Origin of the sequence: Marinoscillum sp. (assembly GCF_040222955.1) — a bacterium.
Taxonomy (GTDB): Bacteria; Bacteroidota; Bacteroidia; order Cytophagales; family Cyclobacteriaceae; genus Marinoscillum.
The window spans coordinates 42,070-65,944 of the sequence record NZ_JAVKCA010000021.1 but is presented as its reverse complement, the minus strand read 5'-3'; the positions used below and the strand labels follow the sequence as shown (position 1 = coordinate 65,944).

Sequence of the window (23,875 nt, the reverse complement as noted above, 5' to 3'; positions counted from 1 at the left end):
AACCCGAAAGGGAGCACTCCTGTGGACTAGTGTTTCAATACCTTTTGCCTTCTGTGAATTGACCATCTCCATTACCCCAGAATATCTTGAAGCCACCATTCCAATAGGAGGAGATAACCAGATCGTCAAACCCGTCAGCATTGAGGTCGCCATGGTCAGGTACCCGGTAATTTTCATCCTTCACCATTGGTGGGGCAGCTTCAAACGTGCCATGACCCGTCCCCAAAAAGATCTGTGCTCTTGTGAAATCATCGCTGGAAAATACCACCATGTCCGGGTAGGTGTCATCATTTAATTGAGCCACCGTGATACTGTGAGCGCTTCCAGCCATCGGTATGGTCTGAGTGAACTCCATGATGAGGGGTTGCGTCCAGGCATCAAAGCTGATGCCCAGCAAGCCAATTAGAGCAATCGGTTTTATAAAGCCCATTGGGTCAAATAGTTATATCCTGCCAATGAACGACCTTTTAGTTTTAGTAGGTCATGAAATTTATAGGTATGGCCATTTTCTAAGTATTAATGGCTAAAACTATACGTTGAGCGAAAGAGAAAGTGGACGTAAATACTCATTCTGTGAACTGAGGCAGATCTGGCTTCTTAAAGTTTGTTTAATAAGTTCTGGACTTACCCGGATCACTTTGCGAAAGGTTTGGAATCCGGTAACTTGTTAGAGTACGGCGTGGGTCATAAGCTCAGCTAATGAGTGTATAATATATATAAATATTTGTAATCACATATTTGTCTTTCAGTAACAAATCTTAATCTCTCAAAAATGGAAAATAGTAAACATTCAGACATGAACGATGCCAGTAAATGTCCGTTTCATGGCGGTACATTAAAACAAGGTGCAGGTGGCGGTACTTCCAATCGCGACTGGTGGCCTAATCAATTGAAGTTGAACATACTCCGGCAGCACTCTTCCTTGTCCAACCCCATGGGTGAGGATTTTAACTATGCCGAGGAGTTCAAAAAACTGGACCTGAAGGCTGTAAAGAAAGATCTGTTTGAGCTGATGACCCGGTCTCAGGACTGGTGGCCGGCAGATTATGGTCACTATGGGCCTTTCTTTATCAGGATGGCGTGGCACAGTGCGGGTACTTACCGTATTCAGGATGGCAGAGGTGGAGCCGGATCTGGTACGCAGCGATTTGCTCCACTCAACAGCTGGCCTGACAATGCCAACCTGGATAAGGCACGCCTGCTCCTTTGGCCGATCAAGCAGAAGTATGGAAAGAAGATTTCCTGGGCCGATCTGATGATTCTGGCTGGAAATTGTGCACTTGAGTCTATGGACTTTAAAACCTTTGGTTTCGCAGGTGGACGTGAGGATGTCTGGGAGCCTGAGGAGGATGTGTATTGGGGTGCTGAATCCGAATGGCTTGGCGACAAGAGATACACTGGCGATCGGGAATTGGAGAATCCTCTTGGCGCGGTACAGATGGGACTGATCTATGTGAACCCGGAGGGCCCGAATGGAAAGCCTGATCCAATAGCTGCTGCTCGTGATATCAGGGAGACTTTTGGTCGTATGGCCATGAATGATGAAGAGACTGTGGCACTTATTGCAGGCGGGCATACATTTGGCAAAACTCACGGAGCTGGCGACCCTGGTAAGTATGTGGGTCCGGAGCCTGCTGCCGCGGGCATAGAGGAGCAAGGCCTTGGCTGGAAAAATACATTGGGAAGTGGGAGTGGAGTCAACACCATTACCAGTGGACTGGAGGGCGCATGGACCACCACTCCTACCAGGTGGAGTAATAACTTTTTTGAAAACCTCTTTGGCTTTGAGTGGGAGCTGACCAAGAGCCCGGCAGGCGCACACCAGTGGAAACCCAAAGGTGGAGCAGGAGCTGGCACGGTGCCCGATGCGCATGATCCGTCCAAAAGCCATGCGCCATTCATGCTGACCACTGACCTGGCCTTGAGAATGGATCCTATCTACGAACCCATCTCACGACGCTTTTATGAAAATCCTGATCAGTTTGCAGATGCTTTCGCGAAGGCCTGGTATAAACTCACGCATCGTGATATGGGGCCGCTGGCACGCTATCTGGGACCGGAGGTGCCTTCAGAGGAGCTTAGCTGGCAGGATCCTATCCCGGCAGTGACGTACAAACTCATAGACGATAAGGATGTGACTGCACTAAAAGGCAAAATCCTGGATTCTGGTCTCACAGTCTCACAGCTGGTGGCTACAGCCTGGGCATCAGCCTCCACTTTCCGTGGCTCGGATAAGCGTGGTGGCGCCAATGGCGCGCGCATCCGATTGTCACCACAAAAGGATTGGGCCGTGAACAACCCCGCACAGCTGAAAGCAGTACTCCAGAAGCTGGAAGGTATCCAAAAGGAGTTCAACAGCGCTCAGTCGGGCAAGCAGGTTTCTCTGGCCGATTTGATTGTACTGGGAGGGAGTGCCGGTATAGAGCAGGCGGCTAAGAATGCCGGTCACCCTGTGACGGTGCCATTTACTCCCGGTCGCACCGATGCCAGTCAGGAACAAACTGATGTGGAGTCTTTCGCTGCACTGGAGCCGGGCGCAGATGGCTTCCGCAATTATTTTGAACCGAAACATACTGCATCGGCAGAGGAAATGCTGGTGGACCGTGCCCAGCTACTCACGCTGACCGCTCCTGAGATGACTGCTCTGGTGGGAGGCATGCGTGTGTTGAACACGAACTTTGATCAGTCGAAGCATGGTGTATTTACCAAGCGACCTGAAACCCTTACGAACGACTACTTTGCCAATCTGCTGGACCTGAGCACTACATGGAAGGCTACTTCAGACGCTCAAACGGTTTTTGAGGGACGCGATCGTGCCATGGGAGCTGTGAAGTGGACAGGCACCCGGGTAGACCTGATCTTCGGTTCCAATTCCGAACTTAGGGCCATCGCCGAGGTGTATGGCTGTGCAGATTCTGAGGAGAAGTTTGTACGGGACTTTGTAAAAGCCTGGACTAAGGTGATGAATCTGGATCGCTTCGATCTGACGTAGATTAAGAAAGATTATAATACTTATGGTGCCCAAAAGGTGATCTGGAATCAGGTCACCTTTTTTATACTCTGGCGTATCAACCGGAGGTGATAATCACCTGAAGAGGTAAATGATATAATTATTTGGATTCATTCTTTTCCAACGCAAGTCTCAGGCAAAGTATGGCAAGCGTTGCCGTGACGAGACCAAAAAATTTCTCGAAAGTCGTTTCAGCGAGAATGTTTCCGACCGTATTGAATAGAAACAACACTGTCAAAATCCATAAGAAAATATTGGCAATTCCGACCAGATTAGGTAGTACCTTTTCGGTCTTTATGAGGACGATAAGGTAGCATAATACCATAACGCCCAGTGAAATAAACTCGAAATCCAATAGTGCTTCCCTGGTCTTCAAACGGCCACCCCATAGATAATCTATGGGAACAAAATCGAATAAGATAATACCTGCAATCACAGATAGGTGAAAGATGATAAATAGTCCGAAGATGAATTGGAGCAATCGACACGCAAGCTGATAGCTGATGATTTTTTTCATGAAATACTTGATGGTTTACTTACCGGCTAAAGGAAGAGCTGGCTAGAATGCTATTCCGGTTTCTGAAGTACTGCAGAAGCGGAATCTCCTGGTGATAAGAGCAAGGTGCTTTCAGGGTACATATTTAATCCTTATTCCTTACATAGACCAGCTTGTATTTGCCACCGCGCTGGTTTTCGCGCTGTTCTATTTCAAACTTATTGATGGATTTGATCATGGGGGTGAGCTTCTGAAAGCCAAAGTTTCGGGAGTCAAAATTCGGTTGCTTTTTCTGAAGCAGACCTCCCACATCGCCCAGAAATGCCCAGCCGTCTTCGTCTGCACAGTCGGAGATGGTGGCACTGATCAGGCTGATCACCTTAGGTGTGATTTTGTCGTCTTCATTCTTTTTGGCAGACTTTCCTTTGGGGTCTTGAGTGGTTTTTTCTGCTTTTTTGAGAATCTCAATGTAGATAAACCGGTCACAGGCCACTATGAATGGGTCTGGGGTCTTCTTTTCGCCGATCCCTATCACTGTCATGCCGGCCTCTCTCAGGCGGGTAGCCAGTCGGGTAAAGTCACTATCACTGGAGACCAGGCAAAACCCATTGACCTTGCTGGAGTACAGGATGTCCATAGCATCGATGATCATGGCCGAGTCGGTGGCATTTTTACCAGTGGTGTAGGCGTACTGTTGGATGGGTGTAATCGCATTTTCCAACAACATATTTTTCCACTTGGAAAGGTTGGGTTTGGTCCAGTCACCGTAAATCCGCTTGATGGTGGGGTTGCCGTACTTGGCGATTTCCTCCATCATTTCCTTCACATAAGCAGAGGGGATATTGTCCCCATCTATCAGTACTGCCAGGTTGTGGTCTTTGTCCATCCTATAAAGCTACGGCTTTATGATTTGCTAAAAGAGAGCTGGAAGAGTTTAATCCCTGAAAAAACTACCCAAAAGAGGTTGACTACCACGAAGGGATAGGCTCCGTTCATGTAGGCGTTGTAAAGGAGGAGTGCTGAGCCGCCCAGGTTGAGGAGTAAATAGGGGAAGGAACCTGCAGCGATCTTCTGAAAGATGTTGAGAACAAAACCTACCAGGAGTGAGCCGGCACCCAGCCAGCCTATAGCTTCGATGATTGTCATGTTGCTTGATTGTTAGATCGGCAAATGTAGGGATTTTCAGGTCATGAGTTTTTCACAAAAATCTTCCCACGACTCGGGTAGTACTTTTCGAAAAGGTAGTAGTTGATCCCGTCTTTCAATCCAATGTCGGGAACCAGCATGGATTTGGCTCCGGCAGCCTTCATGGCGTGTACGTAAATTTCTGAAGCCGGGATGATGACATCCGCCCGGTCAGGGTTGAGTTGCAGTCTGTTCAGGCGTTCATCCAACGTGAGGTTGCCCAGATAGTCCTGTACTTTCATGATGCTTTCCAGGGAAATCTTCCGTTTTCCGGCTACGGGTGAAAGCTCATATATTTTATTGATGTTGCCTCCCGTGCCTATGGCAGTGACCTTTTCTTTATGGTCTTTGAGTTCATCTTTCACCCAGCGCTCTATCTCCTTCCAGGCCCTCGGTGAGTCATGATGCTCCAGCCGTCTTACAGAACCTATTTTGAAGGACTTGGAAGCCACTTTCTTTTGCTTGTAATAGAAGTTGAGTTCGGTGCTGCCGCCGCCCACATCCACGTGGAGGTAGGTTTTGTTATCCAAATCCAGGCTAATCACTTCATTGATCATCTCGGCTTCTTTCACCCCGCTGATGATATTGATTTTCAAGCCGACCTCATTTAGCACCCTTTCGGTGAGGGCTTTTCCGTTAGTAGACTCGCGCATGGCAGAGGTAGCACAGCCGAAATAGTGATCCACTCCGTAGAGGTCAATCAGGTTTTTGAAGGCGGTCATTAGCTTGACGAACTTGTCCTGATTCACCGGGCTAATCATTTTGTTGGTAAACACATCATGACCAAGTCTAAGGGGGAACCTAACGTATTGAAGTTTTTTGAAGGTAATGAGCTGTTCGTATTCTATTACTTTGGTGACCTGTAAGCGGATGGCATTGGAGCCTATGTCTATTGCAGCAAATTTCATTGGGAGTAAAAATACTCCTTTGAGCGGAGGAGAACCTAATTGCAAATGTTTTTATTGTGTTAATCTCCCCCTATATTTGCCACCACATTTATCGAGAAAGGCAGAGGGATTGGGCCCTATGAAGCCTTGGCAACCTTTTCTGATCATCTGATCAGGATTTCGGTGCCAACTCCCATCCAGGCATGGTGTCTGGAAGAGATAAAGTAATCCACTCCGGTACCTTTCTCCTGAATAAATGCTTTTAATCTTTGGATATGAACAAGCTACAAGAAATAGCTCAGGAGAGAATATTGATTTTAGATGGCGCCATGGGTACCATGATCCAGCGGTATAAGCTGGAGGAGGAGGATTTCAGGAATGAGGCGCTCAAGGATCATCCTTCCTCCCTGAAGGGAAACAATGACCTGCTTTCCATCACAAGACCGGATGTGATCAAGGAAATACACGCGGCCTACTTTGCAGCTGGTGCGGATATTGCCGAGACCAATACTTTTAGCAGCACCACCATCGCCCAGGCTGATTACCAACTGGAGCATCTGGCTTACGAGCTCAACTACCAGAGTGCGAAGATTGCACGGGCGGTCGCGGACGAATTCACAGCTAAGGAGCCCCACAAGCCAAGATTTGTGGCCGGGTCCATCGGACCAACGAACCGGACCGCCTCCCTCTCGCCGGATGTAAATGACCCGGGTTTTCGAGCAGTGACTTTTGAGGGGTTGAAAGAAGCTTATATAGAGCAGGTCAAAGGACTTCTGGATGGTGGCGCAGATACGCTGTTGGTGGAGACTGTTTTTGATACGCTCAATGCCAAAGCGGCCCTGATGGCCATCGATGAGGTAGTGCGTGAGCGAGGCATCCAGGTCCCCATTATGGTCTCGGGCACCATCACAGATGCTTCGGGCAGGACGCTCTCTGGTCAAACAACAGAAGCCTTTTTGATTTCAGTCTCCCACATGCCCTTGCTTAGCATTGGGTTGAACTGTGCGCTGGGAGCCAAACAACTACGTCCTTATCTACAGACCCTTGCCGAGAAATCTGATTTTCTGGTCAGTGCCCACCCCAATGCCGGCCTGCCTAATGAGTTTGGAGAATATGATGAGACAGCCGAGGAAATGGCGTCACAGGTGGAAGAATACTTGCAGGAAGGGCTGGTGAATATTTTGGGTGGCTGCTGTGGTACTACTCCTGATCACATCAGGGCCATCGCTGCAGTGGCGGGGAGGTATGAGCCCAGGGGGCAAATGTCTTCGGACGTCAGTGTTCAGTAATCGGTCAATAGATAAAAAGAGTCAATAGTCAATAGCTAAGAGACAATAGACCAGGGCGCGTTAAATAATTCATGTGGCATTCAAATTTGAAAATTTAAAGGTTTGGCAAAGAGCAGTGGATCTGACAGGAGAGATAGATCAATTGATTAGGTCATTTCCTGTCGAGGAGAAATATGTATTGACATCACAGATCAAGAGAGCGGGAGATTCCATTGCGCTGAATATAGCTGAGGGATCTACCGGTCAATCAAATAAGGAATTCGCTCGGTTTTTAGGAATGGCCCTTAGGTCAGCCATTGAGGTAGTGTCATGTTTGCATCTTGGCAAGCGGCGCTCAATAATAAATGAAAGTGATTTTAATCGATTGTACAACGAATTGGAGGAAGTGATCAAAATGATCCAGGCACTTAGAAATAGTCTGAAATGAATATGAGAGAAGAACTATCGACTAATGACAGTGGACAATTCTATATTAAACCACTAAAACTCTCAGGCCTTGAGCCTTTGATCATCACCGCTGAGACCAACTTTGTGAATGTGGGTGAACGTACCAATATCACGGGTTCGGCTCGCTTCAAGCGGTTGATCCTGGAGGATAAATATGACGAAGCGCTGGATGTAGCATTGGATCAGGTGCGCAGTGGTGCGCAAATCCTGGATGTGAACATGGATGAAGGGATGCTGGATGGCAAGGCCGCCATGGTGAAATTCCTCAATCTGATTGCTTCTGAGCCAGAGATTTCACGGATTCCCATCATGATTGACTCTTCCAAATGGGAGATCATAGAGGCTGGGCTTCAGTGTATTCAGGGCAAGGGTGTGGTCAACTCCATTAGTTTGAAAGAAGGGGAGGAGCCCTTTTTGCGACAAGCCAATAAAATAAGACAATACGGCGCTGCAGTAGTGGTCATGGCCTTCGATGAAGCAGGTCAGGCCGATACCTACGAGCGGAGAATCAGCATTTGCAAGCGCTGTTATGACCTACTGGTAGACACTGTAGGCTTTGCCAGGGAAGACATCATCTTTGATCCGAATATTTTCCCGGTCGCTACTGGTATTGATGAACACAATAATTATGCGGTTGATTTTTTCAATGCTACGAAATGGATCAAGGAAAACCTGCCGGGAGCGAAGGTAAGCGGAGGAGTGAGCAATGTTTCCTTTTCATTCAGAGGCAACAACGTAGTACGGGAAGCCATGCATTCGGCCTTCCTATATCATGGCATCAGGCATGGTATGGACATGGGCATTGTCAATGCGGGATTGATAGAGGTTTACGATGAAATCCCTAAGGAACTGCTGGAGCATGTAGAGGACGTACTGCTCAATCGCCGACCGGATGCTACCGAGCGTTTGCTCACCTTAGCAGAAAACGTGAAAGGCCAGGGGAAAGTAAAAGTGGAAGACAATGCCTGGCGCGAACAATCAGTACAGGAGCGACTGAAGCATGCGCTGGTCAAAGGGATTGTGGACTATATAGAAGAAGATACAGAGGAGGCCAGGCAGCAATATGAAAAGCCACTACACGTCATTGAAGGTCCTTTGATGGATGGAATGAACGTGGTGGGAGATCTCTTTGGATCGGGTAAGATGTTTTTGCCTCAGGTGGTGAAAAGTGCCCGGGTAATGAAAAAATCCGTGGCCTATCTGATTCCCTATCTGGAAAAAGAAAAGGAGCGCTCTGGTGATACCAAGACCAGTAAAGGGAAAATTTTGCTGGCTACTGTCAAGGGCGACGTGCATGACATTGGGAAAAACATCGTGGGAGTTGTACTGGGGTGTAACAACTACGACATAGTGGATCTGGGGGTGATGGTGCCCGCTGAGCGTATTCTGGATGAAGCTGAAAAACAAAATGCAGACATCATTGGTCTGAGTGGTCTGATTACCCCTTCGCTGGACGAGATGGTGCATGTTTCTGCCGAGATGGAGCGCAGAGGGATCAGAAAACCTCTGCTGATAGGTGGGGCCACTACCAGCAGAATTCACACGGCAGTGAAGATAGCACCCAAATATTCCGGGCCGGTGATCCACGTGCTGGATGCTTCCAAGAGTGTGGGTGTAGCTTCCGACCTTTTGGGTGATAAACGGGATGCGCTGGTGCAGAAAACCATTGAAGAGTACCAGGAGCTGCGGGTGAGCCATGAGAGTCGTCAGTCTGAAAAAGCACGCGTTTCCTATGAGGCGGCTAAAGCCAACAAGGTAAAGATAGATTGGAAGTCATATGAGGTGCCCGTCCCTGTTAAAACGGGGCTTCACGTCTTTGAGAACATTAGTTTGTCAGACATCCGCGGCTATATAGATTGGACTCCCTTCTTTTCCACCTGGATGCTGAAAGGAAAGTATCCTCAGATTTTTGACAATCAGACCATCGGCAAGGAGGCTAAAAAGCTTTTTGATGAAGCCAATGCCATGATTGACCGGGTAATCACCAATGGAACCCTTCGGGCAAGTGCTGTGGTGGGCTTGTTTGCGGCCAATGCGGTGGGAGATGATGTAGAGGTTTATGACGAGTCCGGCCAACTGAAGGAGACCTTCCACTTTTTGCGACAGCAGGGTCAGAAAGGCTCCAACCTGCCCAATATCAGCCTGGCAGATTTCATAGCCCCAAAGGAAACTGGCCTCCAGGATTACCTGGGCGGTTTTTCAGTATCTGTGTTTGGAGCCAAAGAGATCGCCGAAGAGTATGAGGCAGATCATGATGATTATTCGTCAATCATGATCAAGGCAGTGGCAGATAGGTTCGCCGAAGCCCTGGCTGAAATGATGCATGAAAAAGTACGGAAAGAGCTTTGGGGGTATGCCAAAGATGAACTTTTGCAAAATGAAGAGTTGATCAAAGAAACTTACCAGGGCATCAGACCGGCACCAGGCTATCCTGCCTGCCCGGATCATACAGAAAAGCCCCCGCTATTTAAGCTGCTGAATGCTGAGAAGAGCATAGGGGTAGAGCTCACGGAGAGCATGGCCATGTATCCGGCAGCTTCTGTCAGCGGGTTTTATTTTTCCCATCCTGAGTCAAAATATTTTGGACTGGGGAAGGTGTATAAAGACCAGATGGAGGATTATGCCCGACGGAAAAAGATGGAACTGATAGAGGTAGAGCGTTGGCTTGCACCTAATTTGGGCTATAATTATTAAAAGAGGTTAAGTAATCATAAATATCGTTTGCCGGTTTTAGCGGCTTTTTTAGAAGAACAAATGAAAGTAACCGAACATATCAAAGCTTCCACGGGAAGTACCTTGTTTTCACTTGAGATTATCCCCCCAAAGAAGGGAGACAGCATAGATTCTCTATTTGCACACATAGATCCATTGATGGAATTTAAGCCACCTTTCATAGACGTGACTTATCATCGGGAGGAGTTTGTGTACAAAAACCGGGAGAATGGCCTTTTGGAGAAGAAAACCATCAGAAAGCGGCCTGGTACGGTGGGAATATGTGCTGCCATAAAAAACAGATACAATGTAGATCCGGTGCCGCACATTATCTGTGGGGGTTTCACAAAGGAGGAAACAGAAAATGCCCTCATTGACCTTAATTTCCTTGGGATTGACAATGTGCTCGTACTCAGGGGGGACTCCATTGCGGAGGAAAAGACCTTTCGTCCAGAGCCGGATGGCAATGCATATGCCATTGACCTGGTGGATCAGGTGATGGGAATGAATGAGGCGAAGTACCTCGATGAAGAACTCCAAAATGCAGTGCCTACCAGTTTTTGCATTGGTGTGGCGGGCTACCCGGAAAAGCACTTTGAGGCTCCCAATCTGAAGTCTGACCTCAAATACCTGAAGCAGAAGGTGGATAGAGGTGCTGAGTACATCGTGACTCAGATGTTTTTTGAAAATAGCAAGTATTTTGAGTTTGCAGATAAATGCCGGGAAGCCGGGATCAATGTGCCGATCATTCCGGGGTTGAAGCCCATCACCACCAAAAGTCATATGACTGCTTTACCGAGCATATTTCACATTGATATACCAGACGACCTTTACAACGAGATCGAGAAATGTAAGGACAACAAAGCGGTGAAAGAAGTGGGGATAGAATGGGGGATTCAGCAATCCCGGGAACTGATGGAGAAAGGGGTGCCTGTACTCCATTATTATTCCATGGGTAAGTCGGACTCGGTCTATAGGATTGCCAAAGCGCTATTCTAAGGTATCTTTACCAACAAAAAATACCCCATGAAAATTATTGAATGTCCCAGAGATGCCATGCAAGGTCTTGCTGACTTTGTGCCTACAGCGCTGAAAATCAAGTACATCAACCAACTCCTTCAGGTGGGGTTTGATACCATTGACTTTGGGAGTTTTGTATCGCCGAAAGCCATTCCGCAAATGCGGGATACCGCTGAGGTGCTCGGGGGACTTCAGCTGAGTCAGACGTCTTCCAAACTGCTGGCCATAGTGGCCAATGTAAGGGGAGCGGAGCAGGCTGCGGATTTTGAAGAGATTCAATACCTGGGGTATCCGCTTTCGCTCTCTGAGACTTTTCAGCAGCGAAACACCAACAGGTCCATCGACGATGCTTTTGATAACCTGGCGGAGATACAGGAGATCTGCCAGGTGGACGGAAAGACACTGGTAGTGTACTTGTCGATGGGTTTTGGAAATCCCTATGGAGATCCTTATGAGATGGATTTTGTCGGGCAGTTTGTGGATCAACTGGATGAGATGGAGGTGGGTATTATCTCCCTGGCAGACACTGTTGGGGTTTCCACACCTGAGGGGATTTCCACTTTATACCAAACGTTGATTCCGAAATTCCCGCATATCGAGTTTGGAGCGCATTTACATTCCAACCCGGCAACGGCGAGAGAGAAGATTGTGGCCGCTTATGAGTCTGGTTGCAGGCGAATAGATGGTGCCTTAAGGGGGTTCGGTGGTTGCCCTATGGCCAAAGATGATCTGGTGGGAAACATGGCAACAGAAAACATTCTGGATGTGCTCGGTGAGTTGAATCAGGAGGTAACCGTTGAAAATGAAGCACTGGTTCAGGCTCTATTAATCTCCAATGAGGTATTTCATTAGTTAATGCACAATTTTAAGATCAGATTTTAGCAACATGGGCATAGACGCAATTATTGTACTGATAGTAATCGTGGTGGCGATCGTGCTTTTCGCTACGGAGTGGCTCTCGATAGACCTTGTGGCCATTCTGATCATGATGGCCCTCACCATGTCGGGAGTGATCAGTGCGGAGGAGGGCCTTGCAGGTTTTAGCAACCCCGCCACCATTACTGTGGCCTTCATGTTTGTACTGAGCTATGCCTTGCTAAAAACCGGCTCTCTTCAGCGGATTGGACCTTACCTGGGGCCTATTTTTAAGCGAAACTTCAACCTGGGGATCCTCATCATGATGGTGTTCATCGGGATCGTATCTGCATTTGTTAATAATACGCCTATTGTTGCCATGTTCATCCCTGTGATGGTGAGTATTGGTAAAATATCAGGAATCAGTCCTTCCAAGTTGTTGATCCCGCTTTCGTACGCCTCTATCTTCGGTGGGATGTGTACCCTCATCGGTACCTCCACCAATGTACTCGTGAGTGGTATTGCCGAAAAGAGTGGCCTGGAGCCTTTTCCAATGTTTTTGAGCGCGCCTATTGGCATTACTTTTTTGCTGGTGGGCTCTGTTTACATTTACTTTTTTGGAAAGCGCCTGCTTCCCGACAGGATTTCTGAATCCGATCCGTCTGAGCGGTTTGCGGTAAGGGATTACATGACTGAGATTGAGATTTTACAGGATTCTGAATTTGTGGGACAGCGAATCATGGACTCAATACTGGCCAAGGACCTGGAAATAGACGTGATCGAAGTGCGAAGAAACGGTAACCTTTTCACCTTGCCAGCTGGTGATTTTGAGATCAAATCGGGTGATATCTTAAAGATTCGCTGCGATGTGGAAAAAATAAAGGCGCTTAAGGATCGGCTGAAGGTGAGTTTCAACACTTCAGCGCTTCGGATCAATGAAAATGAGATTCAGAAAGGGGACACGTCCATATTGGAACTAATCATTACTTCAGGATCTGAGTTTGTAGGCAAAAACCTGCGGCAGATGGATTTTCGCCGTAGATACCGGGCGATTCCCCTGGCGATTCTTCACAGCGAGAAGGTGGTACACGAAAACCTCCACAGTGTGATCCTGAATGCCGGTGACATCATCCTCACTGAGATCAAAATGCACCGTGTACAAAGCCTCAAACGTGAAGAAATGAGTCAAACAAGCCCTTTTATAGTGCTTTCCGAGGAGGGTATTATTGATTTTAACCGCAAGAAGTTTATTACCGTACTTTCGGTGATTGCAGGGGTTGTGGCCATCGCTTCGTTTAATATTTTGCCCATTGCCATTTCCACCATTCTAGGTGCCATGGTGCTGGTCTTGAGCAAGACCATTAACATGCGTGAGTTGTATGCTTCGATTGAGTGGAAAATTATTTTCCTTTTGGCAGGTGCACTGAGTTTGGGCGTGGCCATGCATAACAGTGGTTTGGCAGATATGATTGCCAGTGTTTTTGTGGATCAGTTGGGCGGATGGGGACCAATAGCCATCGTTTCATGCATGTATTTTATTACCTCCATGCTCACGGAAATCATGAGTAACAATGCTGCTGCTGCTTTGATTGCTCCAATAGCTATCACCACAGCGGATAAGTTGGAACTGAGTCCATACCCGTTCCTGATTGCGGTGATGATCGCTGCATCGGCCAGTTTTATGACCCCCATCGGGTACCACACCAATACCATGGTTTACACGGCAGGTCAGTACAAATTCAGGGATTTTTTCCGAATCGGACTATGGCTCAATATCCTGTTTTGGATTCTTGCCACTTTCCTTATCCCGCTGTTTTACGGATTTTAAGAGAGCTTGTACTTTTTGCCTGGGAGAGACTTAATGAGACCCTGAAACTCCAGGTTCAGCAGGTTACCAGCCAGTTGGTTGATGGGAGTTTGTGTGCGCCAGGCTATTTCATCCACAGCCAGACCGGCAGGGTGATCACTCAGTGTCTTTAATAATTTCTGATCACTTTCCGGTAGTTTGGAAAAGTCATGCTTTGCTGGCTTTTGATCGTTAGCCTTTTCCGCATCCCAGTTGAGGTGATATTTCAGGTCATCCACTCCGGTGTAGATGAGTGCTTTCTGATTGCGGATAAGGTAATTACAGCCCTCAGAAAACTTGTTTTCCAGATCACCGGGCACCGCAAAAACGGTTCGGTCATAGGAGTCGGCAATGTTTGCGGTAATGAGTGCTCCACCTTTCCTGGCGGCTTCAATCACAACTACGGCATCACTCATGCCGGCAATGATTCTGTTTCTAGCCGGAAAGAAATGAGCTTCAGCTTGCACGCCCGGAGGGTTTTCTGAGATAAGTCCACCAGTTTCAATCATTTCCTCAGCGGGCTTTTTGTGAGAAGCAGGATAGATCCTGTCAAGGCCCCCCGCCAGAACTCCGATGGTTGGGATATTGGCCTTGAGCGCCGCTCGGTGGGCAGTAATGTCAATGCCGTAAGCCAGACCACTCACAATGACCAATCCTAGGTCTTTGGCATCTTCAATGATGCGCTCCGTGATCGTGCGGCCGTAATCCGTTGCATTGCGGGTACCCACGATTGCCAACACCTTACTCCAGGAGTTAATGGTACCTTTCGAGTAGATAATGTTTGGAGAATCAATGACCTGTTTGAGTTTCTCAGGGTAGGAGGAATCAGTAAAGTGATGAATGTCAATCCCTTTTTTTGTGGCTAAATTGATCACCCGCTCAGCTTCATGCAATGGTTGAGCGCTTTTGAGTAGATCGATGGTTTTGGGGCCTATCCCCGGGATTTTCTTTAAGTGACTGATTTTGGCAGTGAATACCGCCGAAGCAGAACCACAGTAAGCGATCAGGTTTTTAGCATTGACATCACCAATGCCAGGAATGAATTCCAGTGCTACCTGATACAGCTTTTCGTTCATACATTAGTCCAGCTGTTGCTTAAGGGTAACTAAAAATGACCGAACCTTTTTGAGCGATTCGATCAGTTCTACCTTGTTGGTAGCGGCATCTACATCGTTTTTGATAAAATCACGAGCGCCTTGCAGGGTAAAGCCCTTCTCCTTTACGAGATAATAAATGAGCTTCACATTTTTGATGTCTTCTTTAGTGAATTGGCGATTGCCTTTTCGGTTTTTCTTGGGTTTGATAATATCAAATTCACCTTCCCAAAAGCGGATGAGTGAAGTAGCCACTCCCAGTTCATCGGCTACTTCACCAATCGTGAAGTACTTTTTTTCTATTTCTTTTTCCTTATATGGCACGGTGAAAATTTTCAGTTTTGAATATAGATAATTCTGCCTTCATCGTCAATCAATATTTCATTTTCGGGAAAATCTTCCCGAGATAATTTTTGAATATTCTTCATGACCTGCTTTCGCTCGTCTTTTAGGGGGCCCCGGGTATAGGATTGGTAGAAAGAATGGATTCGCCCACCCATAAACTCCCCGTTGGGCTTGGTCTGCACCTCCAGCAGAGGGGCTTCTCCGTTGGCACCCTTCAGGTTAAAACGACCATAAGTCAAAAAATTACCTAACGAGTAGGCAATTAATCTTTTTTTGTAAACTTCCATGGCTCGGACCACATGTGGTCCGTGGCCCAATATCAAATCCGCACCCGCATCGATCATCGCGTGACTAAAATCATAAATGTTTCCTCTATCCTCCCCATAGTAGAATTCTCTTTCCCTGGTCACGTGCATGTTTTTCGCGCCTTCTGCACCACCATGAACAGAGACAATGACCAGGTCGCTAAGCGTATCCAGCATACTCACGATAGACCTGGCATGTTCGAGATTATAGAAAGTAAGAGTTCCTTTATTCGGTGCAAAGGCAACAAACCCTACTTTCAGGTCTCCTATTTTGGCCACTGTATATGGGTACTCGGTGGAGCCGGCTGAGGTCAGACCCAGAGTATCCAGGGTTTGTTTAGTGCTTTTCCTTCCAACAGGCCCAAAGTCGTTGGCATGATTGTTAGCCACACTGAGTAAGTCAAACCCACAATCGACCAGGTTGCTTGCCAACCGGGTGGGCATCTTAAAAAGGTAGCACGCGTCTGGATTGTTGCATTCCTTTGGCTCACCTTCGCCATCCAGTAGGGTCCCTTCCAGGTTGCCAAAAGTAATATCGGCGGAAGTCAGAAGCTCCCGGGTGTCATCCCAAAGGTATTCGCCATTGTTTAGGGGTAAGTAGCTCTTGTTGGGGAATTGGGTGCCCATCATGATGTCGCCTACAGCCATAATGGTGACGGTATCTGGCAACAGGCGCTCAATGGAGATTTCTACTTCCCGAAAGAGTGTGTCCAGCGTATCTCCTGCCTGAGTGATCAGAAAGGTTTCTTTTTCCAAAGGCAGGGAATCCAATGCGTACCTCACAGTATCCTGGTCGGGTGGAGGTGGGGCAGTGGTTTGCTGACTGACTTTACAGTTGGTAAGTAAAAACAGTAAGATGGAGAACGTAAGGATTGATCCGCTGAGCTGCCTCATTCGATTGGGATTAGCCTACAAAAGTAAGAGGATAATCTTGCCTTATGAAAGTAGTTTTCCACAAGTTTTAGACATAAAAAAAGCGATGATGACTCATCGCTTTCATGATTGAATGCTTTTATGTCTAGTAAGAACCCATGGCCTGGTTTTCTATAGAGGCCAATCGGAGTACTTCTTCATATTCTTCAGAATCCAGGTCTTTGTAGAAGTAATGCACCGGGTTCACGGGTTTACCGTCAATCTTCACTTCGTAATGCAAATGTGGTGCTGTAGACTTACCTGTGTTTCCCGAATAGGCGATGAGTTCACCGCGCTTCACCTTCTGACCTGTTTTAACTACAAACTCATTGAGGTGAGCGTATTTAGTGGTGTATCCAAATCCATGATCGATTTCAATCTGCTTACCGTATCCGCTAAAGCTGGTCTTGGTGAATTTGACCACTCCGTCTCCTGTGGCATACACAGGATTCCCTTTAGGTAGTGAGAAGTCTACACCGTGGTGCGGACGACGTGTTTTTAAGATCGGATCCATTCGGTAGCCAAACCCACTTGACAGGCGCTTGAGGTCTTCATTAGACACTGGCTGTATGGCAGGCATAGACGCCAGCATCAGCTCTTTGTCCAGTGCCAGATTCATCACCTCATCATAAGATTTGGTCTGGATGTACATCTGTTTTTTCAGCTGATCAATGCGCTGGTAGTTTTCAAGTACGAGCTCCTCCCGCTCAAGCCCCTGCTCCAGAATGTTTCTGTAGCGATTGGCTCCACCAAATCCGGCTTTTCTGATTTCGTCTGCAATGGGCTCCGCACCCATGATGACCCGGTAGATGTTGTCATCTCTTTCCTGCAGGGAAGCCAGCATCTGATTGGCATCAGTTACTTCCTTGCTCAGGAGCTCATAGTACATTCTGAGCTCTTCGTTTTCTTTTCTCAATAGCGCTTCTTCCGGGGACTCAAAATACTTGGTGTAGATAACTACTATACCCCCTGCCAAAAGCATCGCTAGCATTAAAAAACCAAGCGAATTCCACAGGATATCCCATGATGAAACTCTTATCCGCTCGTATCTACATGACTCTGTGTCATAATAATACTTAATCCTGGCCATAGATCAATGTTAGGTTATTTTCATTTAGTTTTGCTCGGCTGGTAGAGCAAATCTAATCGGCAAATTACGGTTTTTATACCAATAAAACCAAACGCAAAACTGTAAGCATTTAATATTCAAGTAGTTACATGGATTCAAAAGATATCCGCGCTCAATTTCTCGAGTTTTTTAAGTCAAAGTCCCACAAAATAGTTCCCTCTGCTCCTATAGTTGTTCAAAACGACCCAACGTTGATGTTTACCAACGCCGGGATGAATCAGTTTAAGGACTATTTCCTGGGCAATAAGACCCCCGATTCCAACAGGGTGGCAGATACTCAGAAGTGTTTGCGCGTGTCGGGCAAGCACAATGACCTGGAGGAAGTGGGGTTGGATACCTATCATCACACCATGTTTGAAATGCTGGGCAACTGGTCTTTCGGGGACTACTTCAAGAAAGAGGCCATCGAGTGGGCATGGGAGTTTCTCACCGAAGTATGTGGTTTGCCGGAGGATCGGATGTATGCCACCGTATTTGAAGGAGACGAAAAAGAGAACCTGGAGGCAGATGAGGAGGCACGGAGTTATTGGAAAAAACTGATACCGGAATCCCGAATTCTTAATGGAAATAAAAAAGATAATTTCTGGGAGATGGGAGATACGGGCCCATGCGGTCCTTGCTCAGAAATCCACATAGACCTGCGCACTGAGGACGAAGTAAAAAAGGTGTCGGGAAGAGATCTGGTCAATAACGATCACCCATTGGTGGTGGAAATCTGGAACCTCGTTTTCATGCAGTTTAACCGGCTGGCTGATGGTTCGTTGAAAAACCTCCCACAACAGCATGTAGACACCGGAATGGGCTTTGAACGACTGGCCATGGCTGTTCAGGGCAAACAATCCAACTATGATACGGATGTTTTTCAGCCGATCATTCAGTCTATCGCCAAACGGGCAGGTGTGACATATGGCGTGGATACAAAAACAGACATTGCCATCCGGGTGATTTCTGATCACATCCGGGCGATTTCCTTTACCATCGCCGATGGACAACTGCCAGGCAATGCCAAGGCAGGGTATGTCATCCGCAGAATCCTCAGAAGAGCGGTACGTTACGGATATACTTTTTTGGATTTCAAAGAACCTTTCCTCACAGACCTGGTGGGTCAGCTTGCTGATCAGTTTAAAGAAACATTCCCTGAGCTGGATGCACAGCGTGCATTCGTGGCTAAAGTAATCAGGGAGGAGGAGGTATCCTTCCTCAGAACACTCGACAAAGGCCTCAGGCGTTTTGAAATCATTAAAGCAGAGACCAAAGGCCGGGTAATTGATGGGAAAACGGCTTTCGAGCTGTATGATACTTACGGTTTTCCATTAGACCTTACCTCACTCATTGCGAGAGAAAATGGACTTTCGGTTGATGAAAAAGCTTTTCAGGCAGAAATGCTCATTCAAAAAGAAAGGTCTAAAAGTGCAGCAGAGCAGTCTACCGGAGATTGGATAAGTGTGATGGAGGCAGAAGCCTCGGTATTTCTCGGTTATGAGCATCTGGAAGCTGAAGCCAGAATCACCCGATACCGCGAAGTGAAGCAAAAGAAGGGTTCCTTCTACCAGATCGTGCTGGATCAGACGCCTTTTTATGCAGAGAGTGGTGGCCAGGTAGGTGACTCTGGCGTTTTAGCGAATGCCTCTGAAAGCATTGCAGTATTTGATACCAAAAAGGAAAATGACCTGATTGTTCACTATACAAAGACGCTACCCAAAGATCTCAAGGCTACTTTCACGGCAAAGGTGAATGTTCAGAAACGATTGCTCACAGAAAACAATCACTCGGCCACACATTTGCTCCATGCGGCACTCAGAACGGTGCTGGGTGAGCACGTACAACAGAAAGGATCTCTGGTCAATGAAGAGGTTTTAAGGTTTGATTTTTCGCATTTTGCCAAAGTTACCGATGAAGAAATCGCGAAGGTGGAAGCCATTGTGAATAAAAAAATAAGGGAGAATATTGCCCTGGACGAAAGGCGTAATGTACCAATCGAAGAGGCTAAATCATTGGGGGCCATGGCGCTCTTTGGTGAGAAATATGGCGAGTTTGTGCGGGTGATTACTTTTGATCGCAATTATTCTGTGGAGCTGTGCGGAGGTACGCATGTACCAGCTACTGGCCATATTGGTCTTTTGAAGATCGTGAGTGAGAGCTCGGTGGCTGCCGGAGTACGACGGATTGAGGCCATTACGGCAGACAAGGCGGAGGCTTTTGTGGACCAGGAACTGGAGATTCTTAAGGGAATAAAGGAGCTTCTCAAAAACCCGGCTGATCCTAAGAAAGCGATTGTATCCCTCATTGAGGAAAAGAATCAGCTTCAGAAGCAAATCGATGAGCTGAATCAACAACAGGGAAGTGCCCTGAAAAAAGATTTAATTAATCAAATAGAAGAAATTAATGGCATTAAAGTAATCACCCAGGAAGTAAAATTACCTGATGCCAATGTACTCAAGCAACTGTCATTTGAACTCAAAAATGAAGTTCCTAATCTGGTAGCGGTTTTGGCTGCCAACCTGAACGAAAAGCCGATGCTTAGTGTCATATTGGATGACGCGTTGGTTCAAAAACTTGGACTGAACGCTTCTGAAATGGTGAGAGCTATGGCGAAGGAAATTCAGGGGGGTGGTGGAGGTCAGCCATTTTATGCTACCGCAGGTGGCAAAGAGCTGGCTGGACTTTCTAAGGCGCTCGAGATTGGGAAGAAAATTATTTATGAGAAACTGAAAAGTTGAGATCAAATGATTTCCGAAGAGGTCAAAGCCAAATACAAGCTTGTAGTAGGGCTGGAGGTGCATGCGCAGCTGAATACTGAAACGAAGATTTTTTCTTCAGATAGTAATTCCTTTGGGGATGCGCCCAATACCAACGTGAGCACCATCTCATTGGGGCACCCTGGTGTGATGCCAAAGCTGAACCTGAAAGCTGTAGAATATGCCATCAAGATGGGGCTGGCCTGCAAGAGTAGGATTAGCGAGTACCAGTTTTTTGACCGTAAGAATTATTTCTATCCAGACCTGCCAAAAGGCTATCAAATCACTCAGGATAAAACCCCCATCTGTATTGGTGGGTATGTTCCCGTGGTGTATGATGGTAATCAGCACTCGGAGGTGATCCTGAACAGAATACACCTGGAGGAAGATGCTGGGAAGTCCATTCACCTGGAAGGGGAGTCTGATACCCTCATTGACCTGAACCGGGCCGGAGTACCACTCATAGAAATAGTCACAGAGCCTGTGATCAAAACGCCCGAAGAAGCGGGTGCGTTTCTCACTGAAGTGAGGAAGCTCGTGCGCTATCTGGGCATTTGTGATGGGAATATGGAGGAGGGTTCTGTTCGCTGTGATGCGAATGTCTCTGTGATGCGAACCACGGATACCGAATTGGGAAAGAAGGTAGAAGTGAAAAACATGAACTCCATAAAGAATGTGGTGCGGGCCATCTATCATGAGATGGATCGGCAAATCGGCCTTTTGGAAGCGGGGGAGGAGATCATTTCAGAGACGAGAACTTTTGACGCTACCACGGGGGATTCTTCGGGCATGCGTACGAAGGAAGAGTTGAATGACTATAGATATTTCCCTGAGCCGGACCTGAGTCCACTGAGAGTGACGAACGACTGGTTGGATACCATCAGAGCTACAATGCCTCTGTTGCCTGCCGATTTCAAGAATAAGTTTGAGAAGGAGTATGGCCTGAGTGAGTCAGACGCCCTGGTGCTCACAGATCAAAAGGAAATGGCTTATTTCTTTGATGAGCTGTGTCAGCAAACCGGCAATTTCAAAGGTGCAGCCAATTGGATAATGGGACCGTTCAAATCCTATCTGAACGAAACCGGAAATTCCATTGAGCGTTCGGTTATTCAGGTAAGTCATTTATCCGGGATCATTCAGTTGATAGATGAAGGTGTAGTGAGCTTTTCTGCCGCCAATCAGCAACTTTTTCCTTACCTGGTGGCTAATCCTGAAGCTACTCCTTTGGAAGCTGCCCAAACACTCAATATCTTTCAGGAGTCGGACACAGACTCTATTCAGCCGGTCATAGATCAGGTGCTGATTGACAGTCCACAGAAGGTGGCGGAATATCGCAATGGTAAGAAAGGCCTCATCGGAATGTTTATGGGAGAAGTCATGAAGAAGACCAATGGAAAGGTAGATCCTAAGTTGGCCAACCGACTGTTAAGAGAGTCGTTAGAAACAATCAAATAGAAGATTATGAATCAGAGTAAATACTTGTTGTTGGGATTGATTTTGTTAGTTCTTGGATGTGATAAATCAGGAAATGACGGTATCAGCGTATCAGGAAAGGTGGAAAACCCGATTAAGGGGGAGCTGGTTGTGCTCAATCAATTTGAGTTTACCGGACTCAAGCCTGTAGATACGATAGAGGTCGATCCTTCAGGAGCGTTTGAGTTTTATGTAAAGCCTGCTGAGGCCACTTTTTACCGACTCAATTTTTACAATCGCCAACAAATGAATCTGGTGCTGGATGGCACCGAGGAGGACGTGGTGATCATGCTGGAGGGAAATAATCCTGGCGGGGAGGTATCCGTTACCGGCTCCAAACACACGAAGTATGTGCAGCAGCTGGAAGGAATGATGCGTGACCAGCAAGCCGATGTGAAGGAACTCAATCAGCAGGCCATTGAGGCCAGGATGGCGGATGACCAGCAGACACTGGCCAGGCTCACAGAGGAGTATTTTGCATTGATGAAACTTCGTCAGAAGGAACTGAAATCATTTATATGGAAGATCACTCCGTCACTGGCGGCTTATTATGGTCTGGAGTCGTTGCCCGTAGAGGAGCATTTTTCTTTTTACGACAGTGTAGCTCAGAAGTTCAGCGCAGAGTTGCCTGGCAATATGTTTACAGAAGAGTTGACCAAAAAGGTTTCTGCGCTTAGAAAACTGGCGATTGGGGCGGAGGCTCCTGAAATCTCACTGCCCAACCCCGATGGAGAGGTGGTTACGTTGAGTTCTTTGCGTGGAAAATATGTGTTGGTTGATTTTTGGGCGGCGTGGTGCAAGCCCTGCCGTGCAGAAAACCCCAATGTCGTAAGGCTTTATCAGCAGTATTCCGATGAGAATTTTGAAATCCTTGGGGTATCACTGGATAGAAACAAAGCGGCCTGGGTAGGGGCCATCGAGCAGGATGGTTTGCCCTGGGTACATGTGTCAGACCTGAAGTATTTCAATTCTGTGGCTGCGGCCGAATATCAGATCACTTCTATTCCAGCTACCTATTTGATCGGGCCTGATGGCAAAATCATCGCCAAAGGTTTGAGAGGAGCCTCACTGGAAGCCAAGCTGAGAGAGATATTTGGCTAGAATTCTCAGGTTACTTTAAAAACATTTCCTGAAGGGCCGTCCACAAGCGGCCCTTTTCGTTTTTATCCGTGTGCAGATCTGCAGGGGCGGCTGATACCAGGATTTGCCGATCAGACACTTTGGTGGGTTGGTAAAATTCCACTGCTGTTCCCAGTTTCAATTCCAGTTCTTTTTGGTATCCAAAACACAGGAGCTTTTGGTAGTGTGGTTCATAGGCGTTGATGCCTTCCATCAGTTGAGCCTTTTTGAAATCCTCATTGATGGCTGCCAATATCTTCACCAGAAGCTCTTTGTCCTGCGCAGTAAGGGGAGGTGACCATATGGCCAACTCATGAACAGTGGGCGGGGCAATAGTGGCAGGCGGTTCTTCCACCACAGACTCTTCCTGTGTTTCCACTTCTTCTTCTTCCACTACGGGTGCAGTTGGTGTCTCTTTTACAGACTCAGGAATAATCTCGTCCAGCAGGTAGAGGTCTTCGGTAATGAAAAAGGGCAGGTACTGATCTTCCATTATATTTTGAAGATTGATTTTAATTCGGTGGCATCTTCAGGTTTCATGCGCTTGCCCAGAACCAGTCTCAATTGTCTTCTTCTGAGTGCGCCTTCATATAATTCCTGCTCGTCTGCCGTTTCTGGCTCTACCTCAGGCACGTCTATGGGTTTACCCATTTGGTCCACCGCCACAAAAGTGAAAAAAGCTTTGTTGGTCTCTGTTTTTTTGCCGGAAGGCACATCCTCTGCTGTAACCTCTATGTATACTTCCATGGAGGAGCTGAAGGCCCGGGTGACGAATGCATTGAGGGTAACCACATTGCCCAGTTGTATCGCTTTTGAAAATGAAATATTATCTACGGAGGCTGTCACCACGATGCGATTGCTGTGACGCTGGGCGGCTATGGCTGAGACGATATCCATCCAGTGCATGAGTCGTCCTCCCATCAGGTTATTGAGCGTATTGGTGTCATTGGGAAGGACCATTTCAGTCATGGTCACAAAGGATTCCCGGCAGTGTTTCTTCTTTTTACTCATAC

21 protein-coding genes and 1 riboswitch are annotated in these 23,875 nt (G+C 47.2%); of the genes, 10 read left to right on the top strand and 11 right to left on the bottom strand.

The window, feature by feature from the left end:
- Positions 1 to 34: 34 nt before the first annotated feature.
- A complete protein-coding gene (locus RIH33_RS18085) occupies positions 35 to 430 on the bottom strand; it encodes an FG-GAP repeat domain-containing protein (protein ID WP_406652667.1) in 396 nt (131 codons plus the stop codon).
- 342 nt (positions 431 to 772) lie between these two features.
- Here RIH33_RS18085 and katG point away from each other — a divergent pair, with 342 nt between their 5' ends.
- Entirely contained in the window at positions 773 to 2,992 is a 2,220-nt protein-coding gene (gene katG, locus RIH33_RS18080; RefSeq protein WP_406652665.1) for a catalase/peroxidase HPI, read from the top strand.
- 118 nt (positions 2,993 to 3,110) lie between these two features.
- On the opposite strand, the gene RIH33_RS18075 is transcribed toward katG, so the two are convergent.
- The 4 genes from RIH33_RS18075 to RIH33_RS18060 form a co-directional block, all read right to left on the bottom strand.
- Positions 3,111 to 3,527 carry a hypothetical protein gene (locus tag RIH33_RS18075; RefSeq protein WP_406652664.1) on the bottom strand — a complete coding sequence of 139 codons (417 nt, stop codon included), beginning with the start codon at positions 3,525 to 3,527 and terminating at the stop codon, positions 3,111 to 3,113.
- Positions 3,528 to 3,651: 124 nt separating this feature from the next.
- The gene (locus tag RIH33_RS18070) at positions 3,652 to 4,392 is read right to left on the bottom strand and encodes an NYN domain-containing protein (RefSeq protein ID WP_406652663.1); all 741 of its coding nucleotides are present in this window, start codon (positions 4,390 to 4,392) and stop codon (positions 3,652 to 3,654) included.
- Between the two features lie 17 nt (positions 4,393 to 4,409).
- Positions 4,410 to 4,652 (bottom strand): hypothetical protein, encoded by a 243-nt coding sequence (locus tag RIH33_RS18065; protein WP_159578603.1) that lies wholly within the window; start codon positions 4,650 to 4,652, stop codon positions 4,410 to 4,412.
- A 41-nt stretch (positions 4,653 to 4,693) separates the two neighbouring features.
- Positions 4,694 to 5,599, bottom strand: coding sequence for a Ppx/GppA phosphatase family protein (locus tag RIH33_RS18060; RefSeq protein ID WP_406652662.1), 906 nt, complete (start codon positions 5,597 to 5,599; stop codon positions 4,694 to 4,696).
- A gap of 85 nt (positions 5,600 to 5,684) precedes the next feature.
- Positions 5,685 to 5,804: riboswitch (SAM riboswitch) on the top strand.
- A gap of 49 nt (positions 5,805 to 5,853) precedes the next feature.
- On the opposite strand from RIH33_RS18060, the gene RIH33_RS18055 reads away from it, so the two are divergent.
- The 6 genes from RIH33_RS18055 to RIH33_RS18030 all read left to right on the top strand — a co-directional run bounded on the left by RIH33_RS18055 (position 5,854) and on the right by RIH33_RS18030 (position 13,729).
- On the top strand, positions 5,854 to 6,867 hold the full coding sequence (locus RIH33_RS18055) for a homocysteine S-methyltransferase family protein (protein ID WP_406652660.1): 1,014 nt from the start codon (positions 5,854 to 5,856) through the stop codon (positions 6,865 to 6,867).
- Between the two features lie 73 nt (positions 6,868 to 6,940).
- Positions 6,941 to 7,294 (top strand): four helix bundle protein, encoded by a 354-nt coding sequence (locus RIH33_RS18050; protein ID WP_406652659.1) that lies wholly within the window; start codon positions 6,941 to 6,943, stop codon positions 7,292 to 7,294.
- A 2-nt stretch (positions 7,295 to 7,296) separates the two neighbouring features.
- Positions 7,297 to 10,008 (top strand): methionine synthase, encoded by a 2,712-nt coding sequence (metH, locus tag RIH33_RS18045; RefSeq protein WP_406652657.1) that lies wholly within the window; start codon positions 7,297 to 7,299, stop codon positions 10,006 to 10,008.
- A gap of 60 nt (positions 10,009 to 10,068) precedes the next feature.
- Positions 10,069 to 11,025 (top strand): methylenetetrahydrofolate reductase [NAD(P)H], encoded by a 957-nt coding sequence (metF, locus tag RIH33_RS18040; protein ID WP_406652655.1) that lies wholly within the window; start codon positions 10,069 to 10,071, stop codon positions 11,023 to 11,025.
- Positions 11,026 to 11,052: 27 nt separating this feature from the next.
- Positions 11,053 to 11,898, top strand: coding sequence for a hydroxymethylglutaryl-CoA lyase (locus RIH33_RS18035; protein WP_406652654.1), 846 nt, complete (start codon positions 11,053 to 11,055; stop codon positions 11,896 to 11,898).
- 34 nt (positions 11,899 to 11,932) lie between these two features.
- A complete protein-coding gene (locus RIH33_RS18030; protein ID WP_406652652.1) occupies positions 11,933 to 13,729 on the top strand; it encodes an SLC13 family permease in 1,797 nt (598 codons plus the stop codon).
- On the opposite strand, the gene dprA is transcribed toward RIH33_RS18030, so the two are convergent.
- The 4 genes from dprA to RIH33_RS18010 all read right to left on the bottom strand — a co-directional run bounded on the left by dprA (position 13,726) and on the right by RIH33_RS18010 (position 17,493).
- A complete protein-coding gene (gene dprA / locus RIH33_RS18025; protein WP_406652651.1) occupies positions 13,726 to 14,823 on the bottom strand; it encodes a DNA-processing protein DprA in 1,098 nt (365 codons plus the stop codon). The genes RIH33_RS18030 and dprA overlap by 4 nt on opposite strands.
- Before the next feature lie 3 nt (positions 14,824 to 14,826).
- Positions 14,827 to 15,165, bottom strand: coding sequence for a MerR family transcriptional regulator (locus RIH33_RS18020; RefSeq protein WP_406652649.1), 339 nt, complete (start codon positions 15,163 to 15,165; stop codon positions 14,827 to 14,829).
- Between the two features lie 11 nt (positions 15,166 to 15,176).
- Positions 15,177 to 16,385, bottom strand: a complete 1,209-nt coding sequence (locus RIH33_RS18015) for a CapA family protein (protein WP_406652647.1) — start codon at positions 16,383 to 16,385, stop codon at positions 15,177 to 15,179.
- A 124-nt stretch (positions 16,386 to 16,509) separates the two neighbouring features.
- Positions 16,510 to 17,493, bottom strand: coding sequence for a peptidoglycan DD-metalloendopeptidase family protein (locus tag RIH33_RS18010; protein WP_406652645.1), 984 nt, complete (start codon positions 17,491 to 17,493; stop codon positions 16,510 to 16,512).
- A 128-nt stretch (positions 17,494 to 17,621) separates the two neighbouring features.
- Between RIH33_RS18010 and alaS the strand changes: the two genes are divergently transcribed.
- The 3 genes from alaS to RIH33_RS17995 are packed head-to-tail and all read left to right on the top strand — an operon-like array spanning position 17,622 to position 22,844.
- The gene (alaS, locus tag RIH33_RS18005) at positions 17,622 to 20,252 is read left to right on the top strand and encodes an alanine--tRNA ligase (protein WP_406652644.1); all 2,631 of its coding nucleotides are present in this window, start codon (positions 17,622 to 17,624) and stop codon (positions 20,250 to 20,252) included.
- A 6-nt stretch (positions 20,253 to 20,258) separates the two neighbouring features.
- Positions 20,259 to 21,725: an Asp-tRNA(Asn)/Glu-tRNA(Gln) amidotransferase subunit GatB gene (gene gatB / locus RIH33_RS18000; RefSeq protein WP_406652643.1), complete on the top strand. Its 1,467-nt coding sequence runs from the start codon at positions 20,259 to 20,261 to the stop codon at positions 21,723 to 21,725.
- Positions 21,726 to 21,731: 6 nt separating this feature from the next.
- Positions 21,732 to 22,844, top strand: coding sequence for a TlpA family protein disulfide reductase (locus RIH33_RS17995; RefSeq protein WP_406652642.1), 1,113 nt, complete (start codon positions 21,732 to 21,734; stop codon positions 22,842 to 22,844).
- A gap of 10 nt (positions 22,845 to 22,854) precedes the next feature.
- On the opposite strand, the gene RIH33_RS17990 is transcribed toward RIH33_RS17995, so the two are convergent.
- Positions 22,855 to 23,355 (bottom strand): hypothetical protein, encoded by a 501-nt coding sequence (locus RIH33_RS17990; protein WP_406652641.1) that lies wholly within the window; start codon positions 23,353 to 23,355, stop codon positions 22,855 to 22,857.
- Positions 23,355 to 23,873: an acyl-CoA thioesterase gene (locus RIH33_RS17985; RefSeq protein WP_406652640.1), complete on the bottom strand. Its 519-nt coding sequence runs from the start codon at positions 23,871 to 23,873 to the stop codon at positions 23,355 to 23,357. Before RIH33_RS17985 ends, RIH33_RS17990 begins: the two co-directional genes overlap by 1 nt.
- Positions 23,874 to 23,875 lie beyond the last annotated feature (2 nt).

Excerpts from the sequence above, each read along its gene's own strand:
- RIH33_RS18085 (WP_406652667.1), bottom strand. The coding sequence starts at position 430 with ATGGGCTTTATAAAACCGATTGCTCTAATTGGCTTGCTGGGCATCAGC.
- katG (WP_406652665.1), top strand. The coding sequence starts at position 773 with ATGGAAAATAGTAAACATTCAGACATGAACGATGCCAGTAAATGTCCG.
- RIH33_RS18075 (WP_406652664.1), bottom strand. The coding sequence starts at position 3,527 with ATGAAAAAAATCATCAGCTATCAGCTTGCGTGTCGATTGCTCCAATTC.
- RIH33_RS18070 (WP_406652663.1), bottom strand. The coding sequence starts at position 4,392 with ATGGACAAAGACCACAACCTGGCAGTACTGATAGATGGGGACAATATC.
- RIH33_RS18065 (WP_159578603.1), bottom strand. The coding sequence starts at position 4,652 with ATGACAATCATCGAAGCTATAGGCTGGCTGGGTGCCGGCTCACTCCTG.
- RIH33_RS18060 (WP_406652662.1), bottom strand. The coding sequence starts at position 5,599 with ATGAAATTTGCTGCAATAGACATAGGCTCCAATGCCATCCGCTTACAG.
- RIH33_RS18055 (WP_406652660.1), top strand. The coding sequence starts at position 5,854 with ATGAACAAGCTACAAGAAATAGCTCAGGAGAGAATATTGATTTTAGAT.
- metH (WP_406652657.1), top strand. The coding sequence starts at position 7,297 with ATGAGAGAAGAACTATCGACTAATGACAGTGGACAATTCTATATTAAA.
- metF (WP_406652655.1), top strand. The coding sequence starts at position 10,069 with ATGAAAGTAACCGAACATATCAAAGCTTCCACGGGAAGTACCTTGTTT.
- RIH33_RS18035 (WP_406652654.1), top strand. The coding sequence starts at position 11,053 with ATGAAAATTATTGAATGTCCCAGAGATGCCATGCAAGGTCTTGCTGAC.
- RIH33_RS18030 (WP_406652652.1), top strand. The coding sequence starts at position 11,933 with ATGGGCATAGACGCAATTATTGTACTGATAGTAATCGTGGTGGCGATC.
- dprA (WP_406652651.1), bottom strand. The coding sequence starts at position 14,823 with ATGAACGAAAAGCTGTATCAGGTAGCACTGGAATTCATTCCTGGCATT.
- RIH33_RS18015 (WP_406652647.1), bottom strand. The coding sequence starts at position 16,385 with ATGAGGCAGCTCAGCGGATCAATCCTTACGTTCTCCATCTTACTGTTT.
- RIH33_RS18010 (WP_406652645.1), bottom strand. The coding sequence starts at position 17,493 with ATGGCCAGGATTAAGTATTATTATGACACAGAGTCATGTAGATACGAG.
- alaS (WP_406652644.1), top strand. The coding sequence starts at position 17,622 with ATGGATTCAAAAGATATCCGCGCTCAATTTCTCGAGTTTTTTAAGTCA.
- gatB (WP_406652643.1), top strand. The coding sequence starts at position 20,259 with ATGATTTCCGAAGAGGTCAAAGCCAAATACAAGCTTGTAGTAGGGCTG.
- RIH33_RS17995 (WP_406652642.1), top strand. The coding sequence starts at position 21,732 with ATGAATCAGAGTAAATACTTGTTGTTGGGATTGATTTTGTTAGTTCTT.
- RIH33_RS17990 (WP_406652641.1), bottom strand. The coding sequence starts at position 23,355 with ATGGAAGATCAGTACCTGCCCTTTTTCATTACCGAAGACCTCTACCTG.
- RIH33_RS17985 (WP_406652640.1), bottom strand. The coding sequence starts at position 23,873 with ATGAGTAAAAAGAAGAAACACTGCCGGGAATCCTTTGTGACCATGACT.